Raw genomic sequence first — 21082 nt, forward strand, 5'->3', positions numbered from 1 at the left:
TCGGCGCTCTACCCTCACGCACCCCGCACACCTGTGGCCCCGGCGTGGCCCGCGCTTCGCGGTATCTCCCCAGTCCCTTCTCCGAGTTGGACTGGCGCACACCGCTCCGGCCGGGCAGCTCCCGGCCCACCCGGCCGGCCAGGCCCACTTCGGGAACGGCCTACTGCGGGAACGCCCGGCGGGCCCGCCAGGTGGTGTGCTCGTGGGAGACCGCGTCCTCCGCCTCGGCGGCCAGCCGGGCCCAGCGCGCCTCGGCGTCCGGCGCCCTGACGTCCAGGTCCGAGAGCTGGTTGCCGACGTTCTCCAGCTTGCGCGCGGCCAGCTGGTAGGCGGCGGCCAGCGGGCGGAGCTGCTTGAGCTGCGTCCAGGCGATGATCGCCGCGGCCGCGGCCGAGCTGGCGCCGAAGATGTGCACCTGCAGCGCGCCGGTGGACTGGGCGATGGCGGCGGCCGCACCGAGGATGATCAGCGCCGCGATGCCGAGCCCCCAGGAGACCGCCTGCGAGTCGCAGGCCTCGGCCCGGGAGCGGTACCAGGTGCGCTGCCCCTCGACCCGGGTGCGCAGGTAGAGGGTGCGCCGGGCGGTCAGGCTCTCGGCGCGCAGCCGCCGCATCTCCGGGGTGATCTCGGCGACGGTGTCGGGCGACACGATCTCCGGGTCCTCGAAGGCCCGCAGCACGTCCTCGACCTGCAGCAGGTACCCGCGGTCGACGTCCGCGGACTCCGCCTCGCCGTCGAACGGGCGGGCCCGGACGGTGTACTTCCAGGCCAGCGTCTTGACCGATTCGGCCGCCGCCCTGGCCTCGTACCACCGCCCCTGCGGGTTGCTGCGGCGCAGCCGGGACCAGAAGTAGCCGGCCACCAGGAAGGCGGCCACCGAGAACAGCGGCCAGACGTCGAAGTCGCCCTCGTGGTCCGGGCCGGGGAACGACCCGATCATCGCGGCGATCACCAGCATGGCGATCAGGCCGCGGTACCAGCGCAGCGTCTCGCGCTGGCCGTCCAGCGAGGCCTTGTCCGCCGTCCGGAACAGCTCCGGCAGCAGCTGCGCCTCGACACCCCCGGGCGGATCCTGTTGCACCATCGGTCGAGTCCCCTCCCCCTTCTCCGTCCAGCCAGTATTCCCACCGCCAACTGGGCTACACAGGCGCCTTTTTGACACCTCCCGGCGGTCGGCCGATACCCGACCCCCGGGTTGCGCGCACCGACCCGCCCGCGGAACGGGGACGGCCCCGCACCCGGGTGGGTGCGGGGCCGCGCGGGCCGGGCCTCGTCAGAGCAGGCCGAAGGCCGGCATCAGGTAGTAGAAGGCGAACACCGCCGCCACCACGTACATCGGGGCCGGCACGCTGCGCCCGCGGCCGACGGCCAGGCGCAGGATGCAGAAGGTGATGAAGCCGAAGCCGATGCCGTTGGTGATGCTGTAGGTGAACGGCATCATGATCATGGTCAGGAAGGCCGGGATCGCGATCGTGTAGTCGGCCCAGTCGATCTCCTTGATCGAGTTGGCCAGGATCAGGAAGCCGACGGTGACCAGGGCCGGGGTGGCGGCCTGGGCGGGGACCATGGTGGCGAGCGGGGTGAGGAAGAGCGCCACCACGAAGAGCAGGCCGGTGACGATCGAGGCGAAGCCGGTGCGGGCACCCTCGCCGACGCCGGCGGTGGACTCGACGAAGCAGGTGTTGGCGGAGGCGGAGGTGGCGCCGCCGGCCGCGGTGGCGATGCCGTCGACCATGAGGATCCTGTTGATGCCGGGCAGGTCGCCCTTCTCGTCGAGCAGGTGGGCCTCGTCGGCCACGCCGAGGATGGTGCCCATCGCGTCGAAGAAGCACGACATCAGCACGGTGAAGACGAACAGCACGCCGGTCAGCACGCCGACCTTCTCGAAGCCGCCGAACAGGCTCACCTTGCCGACCAGTCCGAAGTCCGGTGCGGCGACCGGGTTGCCCGGCCAGGTCGGGACGGTGAGGCCCCACTTCATCGCCGGGACGTCGGCCACCTTGTCGAGCACCACGGCGAGCACGGTGGAGGCCGCGATGCTGATCAGGATCGCGCCGGGCACCTTGCGGATCACCAGGATCAGGGTGAGCAGCAGGCCGAAGACGAAGACCAGCACCGGGAAGCCGAGCAGGTGCCCGTTGCCGCCGAGCTGCAGCGGGACGGTGGTGTGCGCGGCGTCCGGGATGCGGCTGACGAAGCCGGAGTCGACCAGGCCGACCAGGCTGATGAACAGGCCGATGCCGATCGCGATGGCCTTGCGCAGGCCGAGCGGGACGGCGTTCATGACCCGCTCGCGCAGCCCGGTGGCGACCAGCAGCATGATCGCGAAGCCGGCCAGCACGACCATGCCCATGGCGTCCGGCCAGGTCATCTTCGGGGCCAGCTGGAGCGCCACGATGGTGTTGACGCCGAGGCCGGCCGCCAGGCCGATCGGGACGTTGCCGATCACGCCCATCAGCAGGGTGGTGAGACCGGCGGTGAGGGCGGTGGCGGTGACCAGCTGGGCACTGTCCAGGTGGGCCCCGGTCACGTCCGTGGCGCTGGCCAGGATGATCGGGTTCAGCACCAGGATGTACGCCATGGTGAAGAAGGTGGCGACGCCGCCGCGGATCTCGCGCGGCAGGGTGGAGCCGCGCTCGCTGATCCGGAAGTAGCGGTCGACCGCGCCCTTGGGGGGCTGGGGCGCGGCGTCGGCGGGTTCGGGCGACTCGGTGGTCGACTGGACCACAGGCATGCGTGCGTCCTCTGTGGGGGAGCTGAGGAGTGGGGGTTGACACCCGGGGCGACGGTGGCCGGGTTCAGACCTTTAAGTATGGTTTCCAGGTCGCACACGCGCTATCTTCGCGCGTAGAGCGCGAACCGGCCCGCAGGGAGTCTCCACGACGGCGGCGGACCCCCGCCGCACCGTACGCTTGGCCCCATGCCCAAGACGCCGCTGCACCCCTCGCCCCCTCCGCTGGAGGCCAACGACGTCGCCATCGTCGGCGGCGGCACGGTGCTGTGGTTCGTCGCCTTCCTCGCCCTGCTCCCCTTCCAGAGCACGCTCTCCGCGCACGGCCACGGCACCTGGCCCTGGATCTGCCTGTCCGGCGGACTGCTCGGCCTGATCGGCCTCTGGTACTGCCGCGCCCGGCGGGACGCGATCGCCCGCAGCCGCGCCGCCGAGGCGGACGGCACGGCCGAACGGGCGGCGGACGGCAACGGTCAGGACCCGGCCACCCGGTCGGACTGAATAGTCCTTTAGTAGCACGCATCGGACATAAGGCACCCGTAGAGTCGGTGCCATGACGCAGCCTGCCCAGCCAGCGGACGAGCAGCCGACCGGCGGAGAGCGCCAGGACGGCGCCCACCCCCTCGGGCTGCTGCCCGGCCGGCGCGGCGGTCTGACCGGCGCCGAGGTCGCCGAGCGGGTCGCGAAGGGGCAGGTCAACGACGTTCCGGCGCGGTCCAGCCGCTCCACCGGGGAGATCGTCCGGGCCAACGTCTTCACCCGCTTCAACGCGATCATCGGCGTGATGTTCGGGATCATCCTGATCGTCGGCCCGATCCAGGACGGCCTGTTCGGCCTGGTCATCGTCGCCAACACGGCGATCGGCATCATCCAGGAGCTGCGCGCCAAGAAGACCCTGGACAGCCTCGCACTGATCGGCGAGGCCCGCCCGCAGGTCCGCCGGGACGGCGCCGCCCGGCAGATCGGCGTCTCCGAGATCGTCCTCGACGACACCGTGCTGCTCGGCATCGGCGACAAGGTGATCGTGGACGGCGAGGTCACCGAGGCGGACGGCCTGGAGGTCGACGAGTCGCTGCTCACCGGCGAGCCCGATCCCGTCCTCAAGCAGCCCGGCGACCAGGTGATGTCCGGCAGCTTCGTGGTGGCCGGCGCGGGCGCCTTCACCGCCACCAAGGTCGGCCGCGAGGCCTACGCGGCGCAGCTCGCCGAGGAGGCCAGCAAGTTCACGCTGGTGAAGTCCGAGCTGCGCAGCGGCATCGACAGCATCCTGCGGTTCATCACCTACCTGCTGATCCCCACCGCGATCGGCCTGATCATCAGCCAGCTGGCCGTCGAGGGCCGGGACTGGCGCGAGGCCGTGCGGCGGATGGTGGCCGGCATCGTGCCGATGGTCCCCGAGGGGCTGGTGCTGCTGACGTCGGTGGCCTTCGCGATCGGCGTGATCCGGCTCGGCCGCAAGCAGTGCCTGGTCCAGGAGCTCCCGGCGATCGAGGGCCTGGCCCGGGTCGACACCGTCTGCCTGGACAAGACCGGCACCCTGACCGAGGGCGGCATGGACGTGATCGACCTGCGGGTGCTCTCGAACGGGGAGCCCGGCGCCGTCGACCCGGACACCGTCAAGCACGCGCTCGCCGTGATGGCCGGCGCCGACGCCCGCCCCAACCCCTCCATGCAGGCGGTGATCGACGCGTACGGGCGCGGCGAGGGCGGCTCCCCCGGCGAGGACGGCGGCTCCCCCGGCGCCGACGATGGATCCCCCGTGGGCGGCCGGCGCGCCGGCGACGGCTGGCGGGTGATCGAGGCGATGCCGTTCTCCTCGGCTCGCAAGTGGAGCGGCGTGCAGTTGCTGGAGCCGCAGGGCGGCGAGGCCAGCTGGCTGCTCGGCGCGCCCGACGTGCTGCTGCCCGCCGGGCACCCGGCCCTGACCGAGGTGGACGAACTGGGCGCGCAGGGCCTGCGGGTGCTGCTGCTGGGCCGGACGCCCGCACCGCTGGACGCCCCCGATCCGGCGGCCGGGCTCACCCCGCTCGCGCTGGTGGTGCTGCAGCAGCGGCTGCGCGGCGACGCCGCCGAGACCCTGCGGTACTTCGAGGGACAGCGGGTCCGGGCCAAGGTCATCTCGGGCGACGCGGCGGTCTCGGTCGGCGCGGTGGCCGGCCACCTGGGCCTGCCCGGCGCCGACCAGCCGATGGACGCCCGCACCCTGCCCGCCGACCCCGAGGAGCTCGCCGAGACCGCCGACCGGACGAGCGTCTTCGGCCGGGTCACCCCGCAGCAGAAGCGCCTGCTGGTCGGGGCGCTGCAGTCCCGCGGCCACACCGTGGCGATGACCGGCGACGGCGTCAACGACGTGCTGGCGCTCAAGGACGCCGACATCGGCGTGGCGATGGGCACCGGCTCCGACGCGACCAAGGCCGTCGCCCAGATCGTGCTGCTGAACGACTCCTTCGCGACCCTGCCGTCGGTGGTCGCCGAGGGCCGCCGGGTGATCGGCAACATCGAGCGGGTCGCCTCGCTGTTCCTGGTGAAGACGGTCTACTCGGTGCTGCTGGCGCTGCTGGTGATCTTCACCCACTCGCCGTACCCGTTCCTGCCCCGGCACTCCACCGTGCTGTCCTCGCTGACCATCGGCATCCCGGCCTTCTTCCTCGCCCTCGCCCCCAACAACGAACGGGCCCGCACCGGTTTCGTGAAACGCGTGCTGCGGCTCGCCGTCCCCGGCGGCGTGATCGCCGGCACGGGCACCTTTGTCGCCTACGCGCTCGCCCGCGCCAACCACTCCACCGACCTCGAGGCCGACACCAGCGTGGCCACCCTGACGCTCTTCCTGATCGCCATGTGGGTCCTCGCCATCGTCGCCCGCCCGTACTCCTGGTGGCGGCTGCTGCTGATCGGCACCATGGGCGGCGCGTTCGCGCTGGTCCTGGTGGTCCCGCCGCTGTCCGAGTTCTTCCAGCTCTCCCTGGTCGGCACCCGCGACCCCCTGGTGGGCGTCGCCATCGCGCTGATCTGCGGCATCGCCCTGGAGATCACCTGGCGCTACATGAAGCGCCACGGCCTGGAGTGAGCACCAGCGGGCGAGCGGCCCCGGGTGCGTGGCGCCGGGTGAGCGGCCCCGGGTGCGTGGCGCCGGGTGAGCGGCCCCGGGTGCGTGGCGCCGGGTGAGCGGCCCCGGGTGCGTGGCGCCGGGCGACGGTGACACGCACCGCGGCATTCGTGACAGTCCCGGGCCCGGGGCCGATGATGGACGCGAGAGGGGGTGCCAAATGGCACGCAGGGGTGGGGATGTGGAGGCGTTCATCGCCTTCCTGGGCGGACTGCTGGCGGCCGGAGCGACCGCGCTGGCGATGGCGGGCGTCGGCCTGGCGATCAGGCCGACGCCCGCGCTGCGGGAGGCCGCGCTGGTGACCCTGGGCGCGGTCTGGCTGACCGTCACCGTCACCGTGTACGGCCGCCTGCGGGCGCGCACCCGCTGAACCCGGCCGGCGCGCGCCCCGCCGGGCTCAGCCCTCGAAGTCCCGGGCCGCCGACAGCTCGTACGCCCGGTCCGGCTCGCTGAGCGCGGCCAGCACCTCGAAGCGCCGGTGCCACTGCCCGACCGACCAGGCGAGGCCGGCCGCGAGGCCCTCCGGGGTGGCCGCGTGCAGCAGGCCGGGCACCGGCGGGACCTCGAACTCGTCGTCCTCGTCGTCGGCTTCGGCCGACTCCGGGTCGTACGGCGGCTCCGGGGTGTCCGCCCCGGTGTCCCATCGCCAGTCCACCGCGGCCTCGCCGCCGTCCGGCCCGACGACCAGCAGCTCCTCGTGCTCCTCGTACGCGACGGGGCAGCCGGGCAGCAGCTCGCGCACCACGGCCGGGACCCGGTGCAGCACGCCCTCGGACAGCACCCGGCCGCCGGCCACCTCGCTGGCCAGCGACACGTGCAGCCGCTCGGCGAGGTCGGCCGCGAGCGCCGGGGCGACCGGCAGCAGCGGGTACGAGTGCAGCAGCTGGACCAGGTCGGGGGCGTCCGCGACGACCGCCTCGGTGGCGTCCACCACCACGGTGTGGGCCGGTCGCCGCCCGGTGGCCGGGTCCAGCGGGGGCAGCGCCCGCACCACGTCCAGCGACTCGATCCGCTCGCGCTCCACCCGGGCCAACGCGCTGTGCAGACCGTGCAGTTGGCGGTGTCCGACCTCGGCGGCCGGGTCGGTCATCCGGTCCAGCACCTCGTCCGGCCCGTGCGGCTCGGCGAGCAGTGCGGCCAGCGTGGTGCGCACCCCGAGCGCGTGCAGGAACTGGTCGTCCAGGGTGGTGCGCGCCTCGTCGTAGAGGCCGCGCAGCAGCGGGTCGGCGCCGGCGGCGCGCAGACCGGCCGGCTCGCGGCCCGCCAGCACCGGGTGGTCGCGCAGCCACCACGCGGTGTACGGCGGCAGGTCGGCGTAGGAGCCGTCCGGCAGCAGGGTGCGCACCGGGTTGACCACGGCGTCCCGGTACGGCGGGCGGGCCAGTGCGGCGAGCGCCTCGGGCCAGGCGTCGTCGTCCACCAGGTCGAGGTCGCGCACGGCCAGCAGCTCGGCGGCCACCGGCGGGACGCCGACGGCCTCGTCGGCCTGCAGGGCCTCCAGCACGTCCTCGGCCCACTCGGCGAGCCCGTCCGGGGCCTCGTCCAGCAGGCCGGTGGGGTGGCCGCCGGCCGCCCGGTCGGCGGGGACGGTGGGGTCGAGCCGCTCCAGGTCGTCCGGGTCGAGCACCACGTCCTCGGCGTGCACCAGCACGAAGTCGGCCAGCACGCCGACGGCCGCGAGCACCCCGGGCCCCCACCGCTCCAGCAGCTCGTCGTCCACCCAGCCGGCGTCCTCCTCGCGCGCGAGCGCGGCGAACGGGCTGCCGGGCAGCACGAGTTCGCCCGCGCGGGCCGGCTCGCCCTCGTCGTCGAGCAGCGCCAGCCGGGCCAGCCAGGGGTGCTCACCCGGCTCCGGGGCGGCGGCCTTCACCAACGCCAGGACGGCGTCGGCGAGTTCGATCGCCGCATCCAGGTCGTCCTCGGCCAGTTCGTAGGAGCGGGCGACGGCGGCCCGCACCTCGGGGGTGTCCAGCACCCCGGCCGGAGTGGCGGTGCCCGCGCCGAGCTTGGACAGCAGCGGGTGCGCGGCCTCGGGGTGCGCCAGGCGCAGGTCGAGTGCGGCCAGCGCGCCGGCCAGCGACTCGGGGTAGCCCGGGAAGGCCGCCCAGTCGGCGTCCTCCGAGGGCAGCAGGACCCGCCGCGGCCCGGTCACCGTCCGGCCGTCCGCGAGCGGCACGGGCAGCGCGCCGAGCGCCTCCGGATCGACCCCGCCCAGCGCCGCGTACAGGTTGCGCCACCAGCCGGGCTCGCGGTCCAGTCCGCCGAGCTGGTCGACCACCTCGGCCAACGGCACCCGGCGCACGTTCAGCACCCGCAGCTCGGTGCGGCGCTCCAGGCCGGCCGGCAGCAGCCCGGGGAAGATCGGCGCGAGCGCCTCGACCACCGAGCCGTCCGCGCCCTCCAGCAGCGTCGCGTCCCGGGGCCGCAGCGCCGGCGTGCCCTCCTCGACCGGCGCCGGGTGCGGCAGGAACGGCGTGCCGGGCAGCCGGGACAGCACCGCCGCGCGCAGCGCGTTGTCCAGCGCGCCCTGGCCGAGCGGCCCGGGCACGAGGCCGAGCGAGCCGAGGTCGGCGCCGCGGGCGCGCAGCAGGTCGGCGTAGCTGTCGGCGGCGCGCTCGGTGAGGAAGTCGGCCAGCGGGCCGGGCGCGACGTGCCGCCGGGTGGAGTCCAGCGGGTAGGAGGCGATCAGCAGAGCGGGCAGGCCGATCGGCTCGTCGCTGGGGGTCGGCGCGTGCAGCACGGACGCGATGCCGGGCTGCTGCGGGACGCCGTCCGCGCCGACCGGCACGGCCCAGGTCACCGTCCAGTACGGGCGGGTGCGCTCCTCGGTGGGCCGGTCGACCAGCAGCTCGGCGTCCAGGCTGCCGGAGGCGCCGGCGGTCTGCCACACCGTCTGCCGCAGCCGGCCGCCCGCGTCGTCGGTGACGGTGACCTCGGTGACGCCGTCCGGGCGGGTCTCGGCGGCGACCCGGGTGAGCGTCCGGGTGCCCTCGGGGGTCTCCACCACGACCTCGGCGAGGCCGGGCAGGGTGAGCAGCAGCGCGTCGTCGATCCCGGCCAGCAGGCGGCGGGTCAGGTCCTCGGCCGCGGCGTCCCGCATCGGCAGCACGACCACCGTGTCGTAGCCGTCGGGGGCCGGGCCCTCGGCCGCGAACGGCAGCCGCAGCAGCGGCACGTGGCCGTCCCGGCGGCGCAGCTCGTCGGCCAGCGCGGGCTGCGCCTCGGCGAGCGACCGGGCCTCGCCGAGCGACCAGCGCACCCCGCCGGTGGCGCTGAGCACGGCGGGCTCGTCGGTGACGGCGAGGACGGCGGCGAAGCCGACCCCGAACCGGCCGACGGCGGGCGCCTCGCCGCGCTTGGAGGAGGCGCGCAGGGTGGACAGCGACTCGACGGCGGCCGCGTCCAGCGCGGCGCCGGTGTTGGCGACGGCGAGCACGCCGTCCGCGAGGGTCAGCCGCAGCCGCCCGGGGCCGTGCCCCGCTCGGACCGCCGCGTCGGCCGCGTTCTGCGCCAACTCGACCACCAGGCGGTCCCGGTAGCCGCCGAGCGCGAGCTCCTCCTCGGCGTTGGCGTCCTCCCGGAACCGGGCCGGCGAGGCGGCCCAGGCGTCCAGCACCCGCCGCCGCAGCGCAGCGCTGCCGAAGGGGTCCGAGAGGTGCTCGTCCGTGCCGCTGCCGATGATCCGAGGTTCCACGGGACCTGCCGCCTTCCGCCGCCCTGTACGTCGTAGGGCATTCTTCCCTGCCCGGGGACCCCCGGCGGACCAGGGGCGCCCGCTGCCCGCGCCGAGGCCCCGTTCCGGTCGACGGGGGGAGCCGCACGGCCTCCGACGGTTCCCGGTCCGTCCTGATCGAGCGTGACACGCAGGACCGCAGCCGGGCGGCCGGTGGCCGGCCACGTACCACCGGTGACCGCCGAACGAGCCCCGGGAGGGCCCGGGAGGCCCCAGGAGGGCCGCGCACGGGCCCCGGCCCTGGCCGGGGAGGCGGCCCGCACGTTCGGCCGCCGCTGAGCCCGGGAACGCCGCACGGCCCGCCCCGGTGCGTCACCGGGCGGGCCGTGCGGCGGACGGCTCAGGAGTGGCCGAGCTCCTCGGCGGGGGCATCGGGCTCGACGGAGCCCGAGGCGCGGTCCGGGTGCAGCTGCAGGGGTTCGACCACCAGCTCGTCCAGGATCAGCTCGGACGGCGCCGGCGGGGCCGGGATGACGGCCGCCTCGGAGTGGCCGCCGCAGCCGTACGCGAACGAGACGATCTGGCCGTCGGCCGGCCCGAACTCGTTGCCGCACACGCCGAAGGCCTGCCCGAGCGAGCCGCCGATCGGAATCAGGAAGCCGCAGCTGTTGCACGAGGCCGGCGCGGCCTGCGCCATCGGGGTCTGCGGGCCGTGGGCCTTCTCCCAGCGGTCGGCGGCCAGGTGCAGGCCGAGCCGGGAGAGCACCCGGTTGCGGCCCAGACCGAGCTCCTCGGCGACGGCGTTGATCCGGGCGCGGGCCGGGGCGGGCTGGACGTGCGGGTCGGTGACGACCAGGTCCTCGTCGTCGACGAGGGCGACCGCGGAGTTCGGCGCGGGCTCGTCCTCGCCGGTCCAGCCGGGCTCCAGCCGCAGATCGTCGGCGCCGGTCGGCAGCAGGTCGCCGGGGCCCATGTCGCCGGGGCGCAGCCGCTCGCTCCACGGCACCCACTGCGGGGCCAGGACGGCGTCGGAGCCGGGCAGCAGCACGACCTCGTCCAGGGTCACGTTCTTGGCGCGCGGGGCGCGGGCGACGGTGACCGCCCAGTGCCAGCCGCGGTACGCCGCGTCCAGGCACTCGAAGGTGTGGGTGACGACGCGCTCGGCATCCGCCTGGACGCCGAGGTGCGGCCCGACGGCCTCCGCACCGACGGCCTCCTCGGCTGCCTGACGGGCGAGTTCGACGGCCTCGGCACAGAGCCGGTCGGGGGTACGGCTTCGCATCGCAGCACTCACGGCGTCGATTCTCTCCCAGTTCTTCTGTCGCCCACGGCGTGTTGCCTGTTCCGTCGCGGCTCGGTAGTCCCTCGTCCATTCTGCGCGACCGGAGGCCCCCTCGGGTACCGGCCGCGCCGCTCGACCGGCCTGCCGGCGCCCCGGCGCCCGGCGGGCGGACCTTGGGCAGGCTACCCGTCGCCCGGCACCCCGGCACAGTCCGGGGCGGACGCCGACGTTCCGCGGACGCCCCGCGAGCACCCGACGACCGCGCCGAGCGGAGCGCAATCCCGCGTCGCCACGGCGAATCTGGGGCAGGATGGGCTTGTGGCGGACGACAACCCGTCGCAGCACGCACTGCGCGCCTCGCAGGCCGGCAGCCCCGACCAGGCGGACGCCGTGCCGCGACAGCAGCCCCCGGTCCCCGGCGCGGGCGAACCGCAGCCGGCGGGCGGAACCGAGGCGCCCGCCGCCCCCGTGAGCCTGGTCAAGCCGCCCCGGTCCGCCGCGCCCGGCGAGGCACCCGGCGGCGTCCCCGGACCGAACGGCTTCCCCGGACCCGGCGGCGTCCCAGGGCCGGACGGCTTCCCCGGACCGGACGGCATCCCCGGACCGGACGGCATCCCCGGACACGACGACGTCCACGCCCGCCACCTCGCCGCCCTCGACGAGGACCTGGAGGAGGAGGTCCCCGAGCCCCGCCGGCACTTCCTGGTCCGCACCGCCTCCGCCGCCGGCTCCCGCACCGGCAAGGTGGTGCACGGCACCGGCCGCCGGATCCGTCGGGCCACCGCCGCCGAGGGCGCGGGCGAGTCCGGCCTCGCCAAACTGATCGAGCTGCACGCGCTGAACTCCTTCGGCGACATGCTGATCACCATCGCGCTGGCCTCCACCATCTTCTTCTCGGTGCCCACCGGCGAGGCCCGCGGCCGGGTGGCGCTCTACCTGCTGATCACGATGGCCCCGTTCGCCGTCCTGGCCCCGGTGATCGGCCCGCTGCTGGACCGCCTGCCGCACGGCCGCCGGGCGGCCATGGCGATGTCGATGCTGGCCCGGGCGGTGCTGGCCTGGACGATGGCCGGGGTGATCGCCGGCGGCGGCATCGCGCTCTACCCGGAGGCGCTCGGCGTGCTGGTGGCGTCCAAGGCGTACGGGGTGGTGCGCAGCGTCGTGGTGCCCCGGCTGCTGCCGAGCCGGCTCTCCCTGGTGAAGGCGAACTCCCGGGTCACCCTGGCCGGGCTGCTGGCCACCGGCGTGGCGGCCGCGGTGGGCGGACTGCTGCACCTGATCGGCCCGGGCTGGCCGCTGCGCGGCGCCTTCCTGGTGTTCGTGATCGGCACGCTGATGGCCTTCCACCTGCCGCACAAGGTGGACTCGGCCAAGGGCGAGCAGCGGGCCGTCCTGCACGCCGAGGTGCACGGCGAGGGCTCGCACCTGATCCACCACAAGCCGCCGCCCGTCAAGGCCTCGCTGCGCACCGTCGGCCCGTCGGTGATCCTGGCGCTGCGGGCGATGTCGGCGATGAAGTGGCTGGTCGGCTTCCTGGTGATGTTCCTGGCCTTCCTGCTGCGGGAGGAGCCGATCGGCGGCCTGCAGCCGACGCTGGCGCTGGGGCTGGTGGCCCTGGCGGCGGGCACGGGCAACGCGCTCGGCTCGGTGCTCGGTTCCTGGCTGCGCACCCGCGGCCCGGAGACGACGGTCACCGCGATGCTGCTGCTGGCGACCTGCGCGACGGCGGCGGCCGCGCTCTGGTACGGCGTGGTGACGGTGGTTCTGGTCGCGGGGGTCGCCGGGATGGCGGCCTCGCTGGGCAAGCTGGCGCTGGACGCGCTGATCCAGCGGGACGTCCCGGAGGCGGTGCGGACCTCGGCCTTCGCCCGCTCGGAGACGCTGATGCAGCTGTGCTGGGTGGCCGGCGGCGCGGTCGGCATCCTGCTGCCGCTGAACGGGGTGCTGGGCCTGTCGATCGCCGCCGCGGTGGTCGGCCTGATGCTGCTGTGGACGCTCCGCTCGCTCTTCCGGGTGGGTCTGCGACGGCATCCCGCGGCGCCCCGGGTGGCCTGAGCGGAGGTGCGGCAACACGCGGTGGCCGACCCCCGCGTAGCGTGATCGGCCAGGCCCGGTAGATTCTGACGCATGAGCCTCAATTCCCGTGCCATCGCCGCCCTCGGCGCCGTCGTCGTGGTCGGCGCCGCCACGGTGGGCACCTCCGTCGCCATCGCGGCCGGCCAGACCGAGCACAACTCGCACCGTGCCACCCTCACGGTCGGCAACTCCTCGACGGTCGCGGACCCGCTGTGCTGGAACAACGGCAGCCCGATCACCGAGGACCTCCAGGACAAGTGCCAGGAGGACGCCAACACCGCCCTGAAGAACGGCACGCTGCCCACCATGGACGTGGTGGCGAGCGACCGGGTCGGCGTCGGTGTCTCCCCGAACGTGGCCGACTCCGGCTGGTGGGCCTTCAGCAACGGCGGCTCGACCGCCTCCGGCGGGCGCACCAGCCTCGCCGCGTACGCGAAGGGCCCGACCTGGTCGGGTTCCCAGCAGGCGAACAAGATCCTCAACGCCGGCGGCAAGACCCTGATCACCGTGGTCGAGGGCGACAAGAACTCGGACAACCCGATCGCGGTCTGGTACTTCCAGCTGAACACCCAGGACAGCTGACGGTCCTGCGATGACCGCGCACGACGCCGGGAACGGCGAGCACGAGCAGTCGGGCCCCGCACGGGCCCGGCTGCTCGTCGTCGTCGCGGTGGCCGCCGAGGCCGAGGCGGTGCTGCGCGGCCTTCCGGGCGGGGCCGGCGCCCTGCCGCTGCCCGGGGGCACCCTGCACCGGTCCGCGGGCGCTCCGGTGGACGTGCTGGCCGCCGGGGTCGGCCCGGCCGCCGCCGCGGCCGCCGCCTCCGCCGCCCTGGCCGCCCACCCGTACGCCCTGGCCGTCTCGGCCGGGATCGCGGGCGGCTTCGCCCCGCACGCCCCGGTCGGCGCCACCGTGGTGGCCGACGCGATCGTGGCCGCGGACCTCGGCGCGGAGACCGCCGAGGGCTTCGCCGACGTCACCGAGCTGGGTTTCGGCACCGTCCGGCACACCCCGCCCCCGGCCGCCGTCGCGCTCGTCGCGGAGGCCTTGGCAGGCCGGGACGGCGCCACCGGCCCGGGCGCCGTCGTCGGCCCGGTGCTGACCGTCTCCACCGTCACCGGCAGCGCCGAGCGGGCCGCCGCGCTGGCCGCCCGCCACCCGGGGGCAGCCGCCGAGGCGATGGAGGGCTTCGGCGTGGCCGAGGCCGCCGCCCGGTACGGCGTGCCGGCCCTCGAACTGCGCACCGTGTCCAATCCGGTGGGCCCGCGCGACCGGACCGCCTGGCGGATCGGCGAGGCGCTGGCCGCCCTGGAGCGGGCCTTCGCCGCGCTGCCCGTCCACGAACTGGCTGCGCTGCCCGTCCACGGACCGGCTTCGCGGCACGAACCGATCGAGGAGGCCGGCCGTGGCTGAACGGCTGAGCATCGCGTACTCGCCCTGCCCGAACGACACCTTCGTCTTCCACGCCTGGGCGCACGGCCTGGTGCCCGGGGCGGACGCCCCCGAGGTGACCTTCGCCGACATCGACGTCACCAACGGCCTGGCCGAGCGCGGCGAGCTGGACGTCCTGAAGATCAGCTACGGCGCGCTGCCGTGGGTCCTGGACAAGTACACCCTGCTGCCCTGCGGCGGTGCGCTCGGGCGCGGCTGCGGGCCGCTGGTGCTCACCCTGCCGGGCGTGGAGTCCCCCGCGGACCTCGCCGGGAAGACCGTCGCGGTGCCCTCCGAGCGCTCCACCGCGTACCTGCTGTTCCGGCTCTGGGCGGCGAAGGCGGTGCCGGGCGGCTTCGGCGAGATCGTCGTCCTGCCGTTCCACGAGATCATGCCCGCCGTCCGGGACGGCCGGGTGGACGCCGGCCTGGTGATCCACGAGGCCCGCTTCACCTACCGGCAGTACGGCCTGCACTCCCTGGCCGACATGGGCGAGGCCTGGGAGGCGGAGACCGGCCTGCCGATCCCGCTGGGTGCGATCGTCGCCAAGCGCTCGCTCGGCGCCGAGCGGCTGCGGGCCGTCGCCGACGCGATCCGTGCCTCCGTCCGGCAGGCCTGGGCGGACCCGGAGGCGAGCCGCGCGTACGTGCTGGAGCACGCCCAGGAGATGGACCTGGACGTCGCGAAGCAGCACATCGGGCTGTATGTCACCGAGTTCACCGAGGACCTCGGCGAGGAGGGCTACGCGGCCGTCCGCGCGCTGCTCACCCGGGCCGCCGCGGAGGGGCTGGTGCCCCCGCTCGACCCGGGTGCGCTCGCGTTCGGGTAGCCGCCCGCGCCGCCCTACACGTCGAACTGGTCGGCCACCGCGCGCAGCAGGCCGGCCAGCTTCTGGCCGGTCGGCTTGGCGGGGTAGCGCCCGCGCTGGAGGCCGGGCAGCACCGCGTCCAGGGTGGTGATCAGGTCCTGGACGATCGGGGCCATGTCGTCCGCGCTGCGACGCTGGGCGGCGGCCACCGAGGGCAGCGCCTCCAGCAGCTGCACGGCCATCGCCTGGTCGCCGCGGTGCCCTGCGACCACGCCGAACTCGACCCGCTGGCCCGGCTTCAGCACGGTGACACCGGCGGGCAGCGCCTTGGTGTGGACGAAGACGTCGCCGCCGTCGTCGCGCGACAGGAAGCCGAAGCCCTTCGTCTCGTTGAACCACTTGACCTGGCCGGTGGGCATCTCGAACAGTCCTCGAATGGGTGTGAGGGATCCCGGCCCTGGCCGGGGATCACTGGGTGGTGGAAGATGCGGCCGACCTCGGCTGCGGCGCCCGTGGGCGCTCATGGTCAGCACACTGTCGGGAGCAGACTAACGGTCCGTGACTACCTCATCCGCGTTCCGCGAAGGATCCGCGTTCCGAGGCCCGATCGGGGCGGTCGGGGTGCGGGGATCTCGCGACCACGGGCAACCCGGTACTGGCACGGCCGGGTCGCGGCGCTGCGCGGTCCATCGGCTCACACCCCCGGGTCTGAGGACGCGGGGCGCACCTGTAGCGCCCCTCGGCACCCCCTGCATACCCCCGCTCAGCAGGGATCAAAACGTTGAGCTGCCGAGAAACTGCGCAACGTGACGAAGCCGCTCCGGTGGGCGGCCCCACCGGCCGCTCTGCCAGACTGGGGGCGGTCCGGCCCAGCCCCGAGGAGTGAGCAGACGTGAGCAGCCAGAGCGCCGATCCCGGCGACGTGTACGTCAAGGCCGGGGCGATCGTCTTCGGTATCGGTGCACTCGCCACCCTGGTCACCTTCGTCCCGCTGTTCCTGCACCTGACGCCGCTGCCGACGGCCGCGTACTGGCTGAGCATGCTGATGCCGGCCGGCTTCCTGGCCGCGCTGACCGGGCTGTTCCTGAACGCGCGCGACCAGCGCCGCCGCGTCGAGTCCTGACGCGGCGGGCCCAGACACGGCGGGCCCTGACACGGGGGGGTCCTGACACGGCGGGTACCCCGGCCGGGTGGCGGTCCTAGGCCAGGTGGCGGGCCAGCCAGTCCGGGAAGTCGGTGAGGTCCGCCAGGACCACGTCCGCCCCCGCCTCGCGCAGCTCGTCCGCCCCGTACGGGCCGGTGGCCACCGCGACCGCGACCGCGTCCGCGTGCCGGGCACCCACGATGTCGCCGAGGTGGTCGCCGACGTAGATGCTCGCGCCGTGCTCGCGCAGCGCCGCGCCCTTGGTCTCGGCCCAGAGGTCGCCGACCAGCACGTCCGCCGGCAGACCGGCGTGCTCCAGGTGGAGGCGGGCGTTCGGCTCGTACTTGCCGGTGATCACGGCGACCCGGCCGCCGTGGGCGCGGACCGCCTCGACGGCGGCGTGCGCGCCGGGCAGGGCCACGGTCGGGGCGAAGGCGTGGTCGCGGTAGAGCTCGCGGTAGCGCGTCGCGGCCCGCTCCACCTCCTCCTCCGGGAACCAGTTGCGGATCTCGTCGAGCAGCGGCGGGCCGAGCCTGGTGATCGCCAGGTCGGCGTCGATCGGGGTGCCGGTCTCGGCGGAGAGCGCCAGGTAGGTGGCGTGGATACCCGGCCGGGTGTCCAGCAGCGTCATGTCGAGGTCGAAGCCGACGGTGAGCGGGGCCTGTGAGGTCGCGGGCATGCCGCCAGGCTATCCAACGGACGGCCGGGGCCACGAGGCAATTTGCCCCGCCTTCGCGGCGGAACTTAGGTTTGCCTGAGTTGTCTGCGGAGAGGGCTCATGACCGACGACACCACCGCACCACCCGCCGCGCCGCGCACGTCGAACCGGGCGCCGCGGCGCCGAATACCGTGGTTCGCCGTCGCGCTGGCCGTCCTGGCCGCCGCGGTGCTGCTGAGCCTCGCGGTCGGCAGCCGGACCGTCCCGTTCGGCGAGACCCTCGACGCCCTGCTGCACGGCGGCAGCACCGCGAACGCCGTGGTGATCCGCGAGCTCCGGGTGCCGCGCACGATCGTCGGCCTGGCCGTGGGAGCGGCGCTCGGCCTGGCCGGGGCCGTCATGCAGGGCCTGACCCGCAACCCGATCGCCGACCCCGGCATCCTCGGGGTCTCCCAGGGCGCGGCGGCCGGCGTGGTGGTCGCCATCTCCGGCTTCGGCGTCTCCACCCTCACCGGGTACGTCTGGTTCGGCTTCGCCGGCGCGGTCATCGCCACCGTGCTGGTCCACGGGCTCGCCGGGCGCGGCCGGGGCGGGGCGACGCCGATCAAGCTGGCGCTGGCCGGCTCGGCGACGTCCGCGTTCATCGCCTCGCTCAACACCCTGGTGCTGACCACGGACGCGGCCACCATGGACCGGTTCCGCTTCTGGCACGTCGGCTCGCTCTCCGGACGGACCCCGGACGTGGCCTGGCAGCTGCTGCCCTTCCTGGCCGTCGGCACGGTACTGGTCGTCGCGGTGGCGCGCGGGCTGGACGCGCTGGCGCTCGGCGACGACACGGCGAAGGGGCTGGGTGCGAAGACCGGCGCGGTCCGGGCGGTCGGGGCCCTCGGCGCCACCGTCCTCACCGGCTCGGCGGTCGCGGCGGCCGGCCCGATCGCCTTCATCGGCCTCGCCGTCCCGCACGCGGCCCGCGCCGTCGCCGGCGCCGACCACCGCTGGGTCCTCGCCTTCTCCGCCGTCCTCGGCCCGGCCCTGCTGCTGCTCGCCGACACCCTCGGCCGGGTCCTGTTCCCGCCGTCCGAGGTCCCGGCGGGCGTGATGACGGCGCTGGTCGGCGTCCCCGTGCTGGTGGCCCTGGTCCGCCGCCGGAAGGTGGTCGCCGCATGAGCGCGGTCACCCTGCGGGGCTACTCCGTGGTGCGGGCCGGTCGGGCATCCTTCCTGCTGCACCGGCGCTCGGCGTGCGTCGCCGCCGGGCTGCTGCTCGCGCTCGCCGGGGCGGTGGTGGCCTCGCTGTGCCTGGGCGAGTCCACCGTGTCGCCGGCCGAGGTGGTGAAGGTGGTGCTCGGGCAGCCGAGCCCGGACGAACTGGTGGTCGGCGAGTTCCGGCTGCCCCGGGTGGTGGTCGGACTGCTGGTCGGTACGGCCCTCGGCCTGGCCGGCGCGCTGATCCAGACCGTCGCCCGGAACCCGCTGGCCAGCCCCGACGTGGTGGGCGTGACCTGGGGCGCGACCGCGACGGTGGTCGGCCTGACGGCGTACGGCGTGGTCGGCTCGACCGGCCAGGCGCCGTACGCGGCGGTGGCCGGCGGCCTGGTCGCCGGGCTGCTGGTGTACGCGCTGGCCTGGCGGCGCGGGCTGCACGCGCAGCGCTTCGTGCTGATCGGCATCGGGATCAGCGTCGCACTGTCCTCGCTCACCTCCGTCTTCCTCACCAAGGGCGACGGCTTCCAGGCGCAGGCCGCCAAGGTCTGGATGACGGGCAGCCTGAACGGCTCCGGCTACGACCAGGCCGCCTGGCTCGCCCCGGTGCTGCTCGCGGCCCTGCCGGTCGCGCTGTGGGCGGCCCGCGCCCAGCGGTCGATCTCCTTCGACGACGCGACCGCCGTGGGCCTCGGCCTGCGGCTGGACCGGATCCGGCTGGGCATGGCGCTGCTGGGCATCGTGCTGGCCTCCTGCGCGGCGGGGGCCTCCGGGCCGGTGGACTTCGTCGCGCTGATGGCCCCGCAGATCGCGCTGCGGCTGGCCCGCTCGGCGCAGGTCCCGCTGTTCTGCTCGGCGCTGACCGGCGCGCTGGTGGTCGTCCTCGCCGACCTCGTCGCCCGGCGGCTGCTGGCGCCGACCGAGCTGCCGGTGGGCGTGGTGACCGGCCTGGTCGGCGCGCCGTACCTGATGTGGCTGCTGATCCGATCCCGCCGTGGAGGTTCCTGAGATGTCCGCTCACCGTCTGGAGGCCCGGGGCCTCACCCTGGCCTACGAGGCGCGCACGGTCGTCGAGGGCCTGGACGTCCGCATCCCCGACGGCCGGGTGACGGTGATCGTCGGCCCGAACGCCTGCGGCAAGTCGACCCTGCTGCGGGCCCTCGGCCGGCTGCTGAAGCCGGTCCGGGGCGCGGTGCTGCTGGACGGCGAGGAGCTGGCGCGGATCCCGACCAAGCGGATCGCGCAGCGGCTGGGCCTGCTGCCGCAGTCGCCGACCGCCCCGGAGGGCATCTCGGTGGCGGACCTGGTCTCGCGCGGCCGCCAGCCGCACCAGAGCTGGTGGCAGCAGTGGTCGCCGGAGGACGAGGCGGCGGTCTCGGAGGCGCTGGAGCGCACCTCGACCGCGGAGCTGGCCGAGCGCAGCATGGACGAGCTGTCGGGCGGCCAGCGCCAGCGCGCCTGGATCGCGATGGCCCTGGCCCAGGGCACCGACATCCTGCTGCTGGACGAGCCGACCACCTACCTGGACATCGCGCACCAGGTGGAGGTGCTGGACCTGGTGCGCCGGCTGAACGTGGAGCGCGGGCGGACGGTCGTCGCCGTGCTGCACGACCTCAACCAGGCGGCCCGGTACGCCGACCACCTGGTGGCGATGCGGGACGGCCGGGTGGTGGCGCAGGGTGCCCCCGGGGAGGTGGTGACGGCGGAGCTGGTGCGGGAGGTGTTCGGGCTGGACTCGGTGGTGGTGCCGGATCCGGTGACGGGCACGCCGTTGGTCGTCCCGGGCGCTCCGTGGGCGGCGACGACGACGGCGGCGGTGGACGCCTGACGACACGCTTAGCGGCACTTTAACCGCCATTTCGGACATAATCGACGGCGCCCCGACCCCGCCCGTCTCCCGAGGACCGCCGATGCCCCGGATCACCCGCCGCACCCTCCTCACCGGCCTCGGCGGGGCCTCGCTCGCGGCCTGTACGGGCGGCACCACCCGGACCCCGACCCCGGCGACCGCCGACGACCTCGGCGCGAGCACCTCGCCGACCGCCACCCCGGCACCGCCGGTGACCGTGAACACCGCCACCGGGCCGGTGCTGGTCCCGGGTGAGCCGATGCGGGTGGTCGTGCTGGACACCGACGTGCTCGACTCGGCGCTGACCCTCGGCATCACCCCGGTCGGCGCCGCGCTCCCCGCCCGCGACACCCGCTACCCCGACTACTGGCCGACCTCCCGGACCACCGGGATCCGGCTGGTCGGCCCCGCCGGTTCGCCCGACCTGCCGACCGTACGCGCGCTGCGGCCGGACCTGATCCTCTCCAACCAGGCGCGCGACGGGGACCGCTACGACCAGCTGCGCGAAATCGCCCCCACCGTGCTCACCCAGACCACCGGCGCGCCCTGGAAGGCCAACGTCGGGCTGCACGCCCGGGCGTTGGGCCGGGTGGCGGCCGGGGAGGCCTTCGCCGACGCCTACGAGAAGCACGCCGGGCAGGTGGCGCAGGCCCTGTCTGCGGCCAAGCTGTCCGGGCGCAGGGTGAGCCTGGTGCGGTTCGTGGCGGGCGGCGGGATCCGGTTGTACGGCCGGCAGAGCTTCCCCGGGACGGTGCTCGCCGACGCCCAGGTGGGGCGGCCGGACGCGCAGAACGTCGACCAGTCGGACTTCGAGGTCCCGCCGGACCAGATCGGGAAGGCGGACGGCGACCTGCTGCTCTACGCGACGTACGGCGATCCGGAGCAGGCGGGCCTCGACGCGATGCTGGCGAGCCCGGGCTGGCAGGCGCTGGGGGCGGTCAGGGCGCACCGGGCGTTCCCGGTGGACGACCAGCTGTGGTTCCAGGGGATCGGCTACACCGGGGCCAACTACGTGCTGGACGAGCTGCAGCGCTTCCTCGGCGCGTGAGCAGGGGCCCGCTCGGGCACGATCGATCACGATTCGGTCCGACGTTAGGCGCTTGACCTGCCGCTCCGTCAGAATG

Annotated in this window: 18 protein-coding genes; 12 read left to right on the forward strand and 6 right to left on the reverse strand. The window is 74.9% G+C overall.

Translation table 11 applies throughout. From position 1 onward, the window contains the following. Positions 1–160 precede the first annotated feature (160 nt). Positions 161–1084 carry a DUF4231 domain-containing protein gene (locus ABTY56_RS18410; protein WP_350629883.1) on the reverse strand — a complete coding sequence of 308 codons (924 nt, stop codon included), beginning with the start codon at positions 1082–1084 and terminating at the stop codon, positions 161–163. Positions 1085–1273: 189 nt separating this feature from the next. Then, positions 1274–2734, reverse strand: a complete 1461-nt coding sequence (locus tag ABTY56_RS18415) for an NCS2 family permease (RefSeq protein ID WP_350629885.1) — start codon at positions 2732–2734, stop codon at positions 1274–1276. Positions 2735–2920: 186 nt separating this feature from the next. Here ABTY56_RS18415 and ABTY56_RS18420 point away from each other — a divergent pair, with 186 nt between their 5' ends. The 3 genes from ABTY56_RS18420 (at position 2921) to ABTY56_RS18430 (ending at position 6207) form a co-directional block, all read left to right on the forward strand. Next, positions 2921–3232: a DUF2530 domain-containing protein gene (locus tag ABTY56_RS18420; protein ID WP_350629887.1), complete on the forward strand. Its 312-nt coding sequence runs from the start codon at positions 2921–2923 to the stop codon at positions 3230–3232. Positions 3233–3284: 52 nt separating this feature from the next. Next, a complete protein-coding gene (locus ABTY56_RS18425; protein WP_350629889.1) occupies positions 3285–5798 on the forward strand; it encodes an HAD-IC family P-type ATPase in 2514 nt (837 codons plus the stop codon). 199 nt (positions 5799–5997) lie between these two features. Continuing rightward, positions 5998–6207, forward strand: coding sequence for a hypothetical protein (locus ABTY56_RS18430; RefSeq protein ID WP_350629891.1), 210 nt, complete (start codon positions 5998–6000; stop codon positions 6205–6207). Positions 6208–6234: 27 nt separating this feature from the next. Here ABTY56_RS18430 and ABTY56_RS18435 read toward each other — a convergent pair whose 3' ends face one another. Then, positions 6235–9531, reverse strand: coding sequence for a sacsin N-terminal ATP-binding-like domain-containing protein (locus tag ABTY56_RS18435; RefSeq protein WP_350629893.1), 3297 nt, complete (start codon positions 9529–9531; stop codon positions 6235–6237). Positions 9532–9910: 379 nt separating this feature from the next. Then, positions 9911–10792, reverse strand: coding sequence for a DUF3027 domain-containing protein (locus tag ABTY56_RS18440; RefSeq protein ID WP_350630022.1), 882 nt, complete (start codon positions 10790–10792; stop codon positions 9911–9913). A 702-nt stretch (positions 10793–11494) separates the two neighbouring features. On the opposite strand from ABTY56_RS18440, the gene ABTY56_RS18445 reads away from it, so the two are divergent. The 4 genes from ABTY56_RS18445 (at position 11495) to ABTY56_RS18460 (ending at position 15126) form a co-directional block, all read left to right on the forward strand. After that, positions 11495–12847, forward strand: coding sequence for an MFS transporter (locus tag ABTY56_RS18445; protein WP_350630023.1), 1353 nt, complete (start codon positions 11495–11497; stop codon positions 12845–12847). A gap of 72 nt (positions 12848–12919) precedes the next feature. Continuing rightward, positions 12920–13450, forward strand: a complete 531-nt coding sequence (locus ABTY56_RS18450; RefSeq protein WP_350629895.1) for a hypothetical protein — start codon at positions 12920–12922, stop codon at positions 13448–13450. Between the two features lie 10 nt (positions 13451–13460). Further along, positions 13461–14279 (forward strand): futalosine hydrolase, encoded by an 819-nt coding sequence (locus ABTY56_RS18455; RefSeq protein ID WP_350629897.1) that lies wholly within the window; start codon positions 13461–13463, stop codon positions 14277–14279. After that, complete coding sequence (locus ABTY56_RS18460; protein WP_350629899.1) at positions 14272–15126, forward strand: 1,4-dihydroxy-6-naphtoate synthase; 855 nt, start codon at positions 14272–14274, stop codon at positions 15124–15126. The genes ABTY56_RS18455 and ABTY56_RS18460 overlap by 8 nt, the downstream gene beginning before the upstream one ends. A gap of 14 nt (positions 15127–15140) precedes the next feature. Here the strand turns inward: ABTY56_RS18460 and ABTY56_RS18465 are convergent, their stop codons facing one another. Further along, positions 15141–15524 carry a cold-shock protein gene (locus ABTY56_RS18465; RefSeq protein WP_270144901.1) on the reverse strand — a complete coding sequence of 128 codons (384 nt, stop codon included), beginning with the start codon at positions 15522–15524 and terminating at the stop codon, positions 15141–15143. A 473-nt stretch (positions 15525–15997) separates the two neighbouring features. Between ABTY56_RS18465 and ABTY56_RS18470 the strand changes: the two genes are divergently transcribed. Beyond that, positions 15998–16228 carry a hypothetical protein gene (locus ABTY56_RS18470; protein WP_350629901.1) on the forward strand — a complete coding sequence of 77 codons (231 nt, stop codon included), beginning with the start codon at positions 15998–16000 and terminating at the stop codon, positions 16226–16228. A gap of 76 nt (positions 16229–16304) precedes the next feature. Here ABTY56_RS18470 and ABTY56_RS18475 read toward each other — a convergent pair whose 3' ends face one another. Next, positions 16305–16928 (reverse strand): HAD family hydrolase, encoded by a 624-nt coding sequence (locus tag ABTY56_RS18475; protein ID WP_350629903.1) that lies wholly within the window; start codon positions 16926–16928, stop codon positions 16305–16307. Between the two features lie 99 nt (positions 16929–17027). Between ABTY56_RS18475 and ABTY56_RS18480 the strand changes: the two genes are divergently transcribed. From ABTY56_RS18480 to ABTY56_RS18495, 4 genes are all read left to right on the forward strand, one after another. Next, positions 17028–18074, forward strand: coding sequence for a FecCD family ABC transporter permease (locus tag ABTY56_RS18480; RefSeq protein WP_350629905.1), 1047 nt, complete (start codon positions 17028–17030; stop codon positions 18072–18074). Then, a complete protein-coding gene (locus ABTY56_RS18485; RefSeq protein WP_350629907.1) occupies positions 18071–19117 on the forward strand; it encodes a FecCD family ABC transporter permease in 1047 nt (348 codons plus the stop codon). The genes ABTY56_RS18480 and ABTY56_RS18485 overlap by 4 nt, the downstream gene beginning before the upstream one ends. A 1-nt stretch (position 19118) precedes the next feature. Then, positions 19119–19937 (forward strand): ABC transporter ATP-binding protein, encoded by an 819-nt coding sequence (locus ABTY56_RS18490; protein WP_350629909.1) that lies wholly within the window; start codon positions 19119–19121, stop codon positions 19935–19937. An 82-nt stretch (positions 19938–20019) separates the two neighbouring features. Beyond that, a complete protein-coding gene (locus tag ABTY56_RS18495) occupies positions 20020–21006 on the forward strand; it encodes an ABC transporter substrate-binding protein (protein ID WP_350629911.1) in 987 nt (328 codons plus the stop codon). Positions 21007–21082 lie beyond the last annotated feature (76 nt).

The sequence above is a fragment of the Kitasatospora sp. NPDC097691 genome, from assembly GCF_040302665.1.
Lineage (GTDB): Bacteria > Actinomycetota > Actinomycetes > Streptomycetales > Streptomycetaceae > Kitasatospora.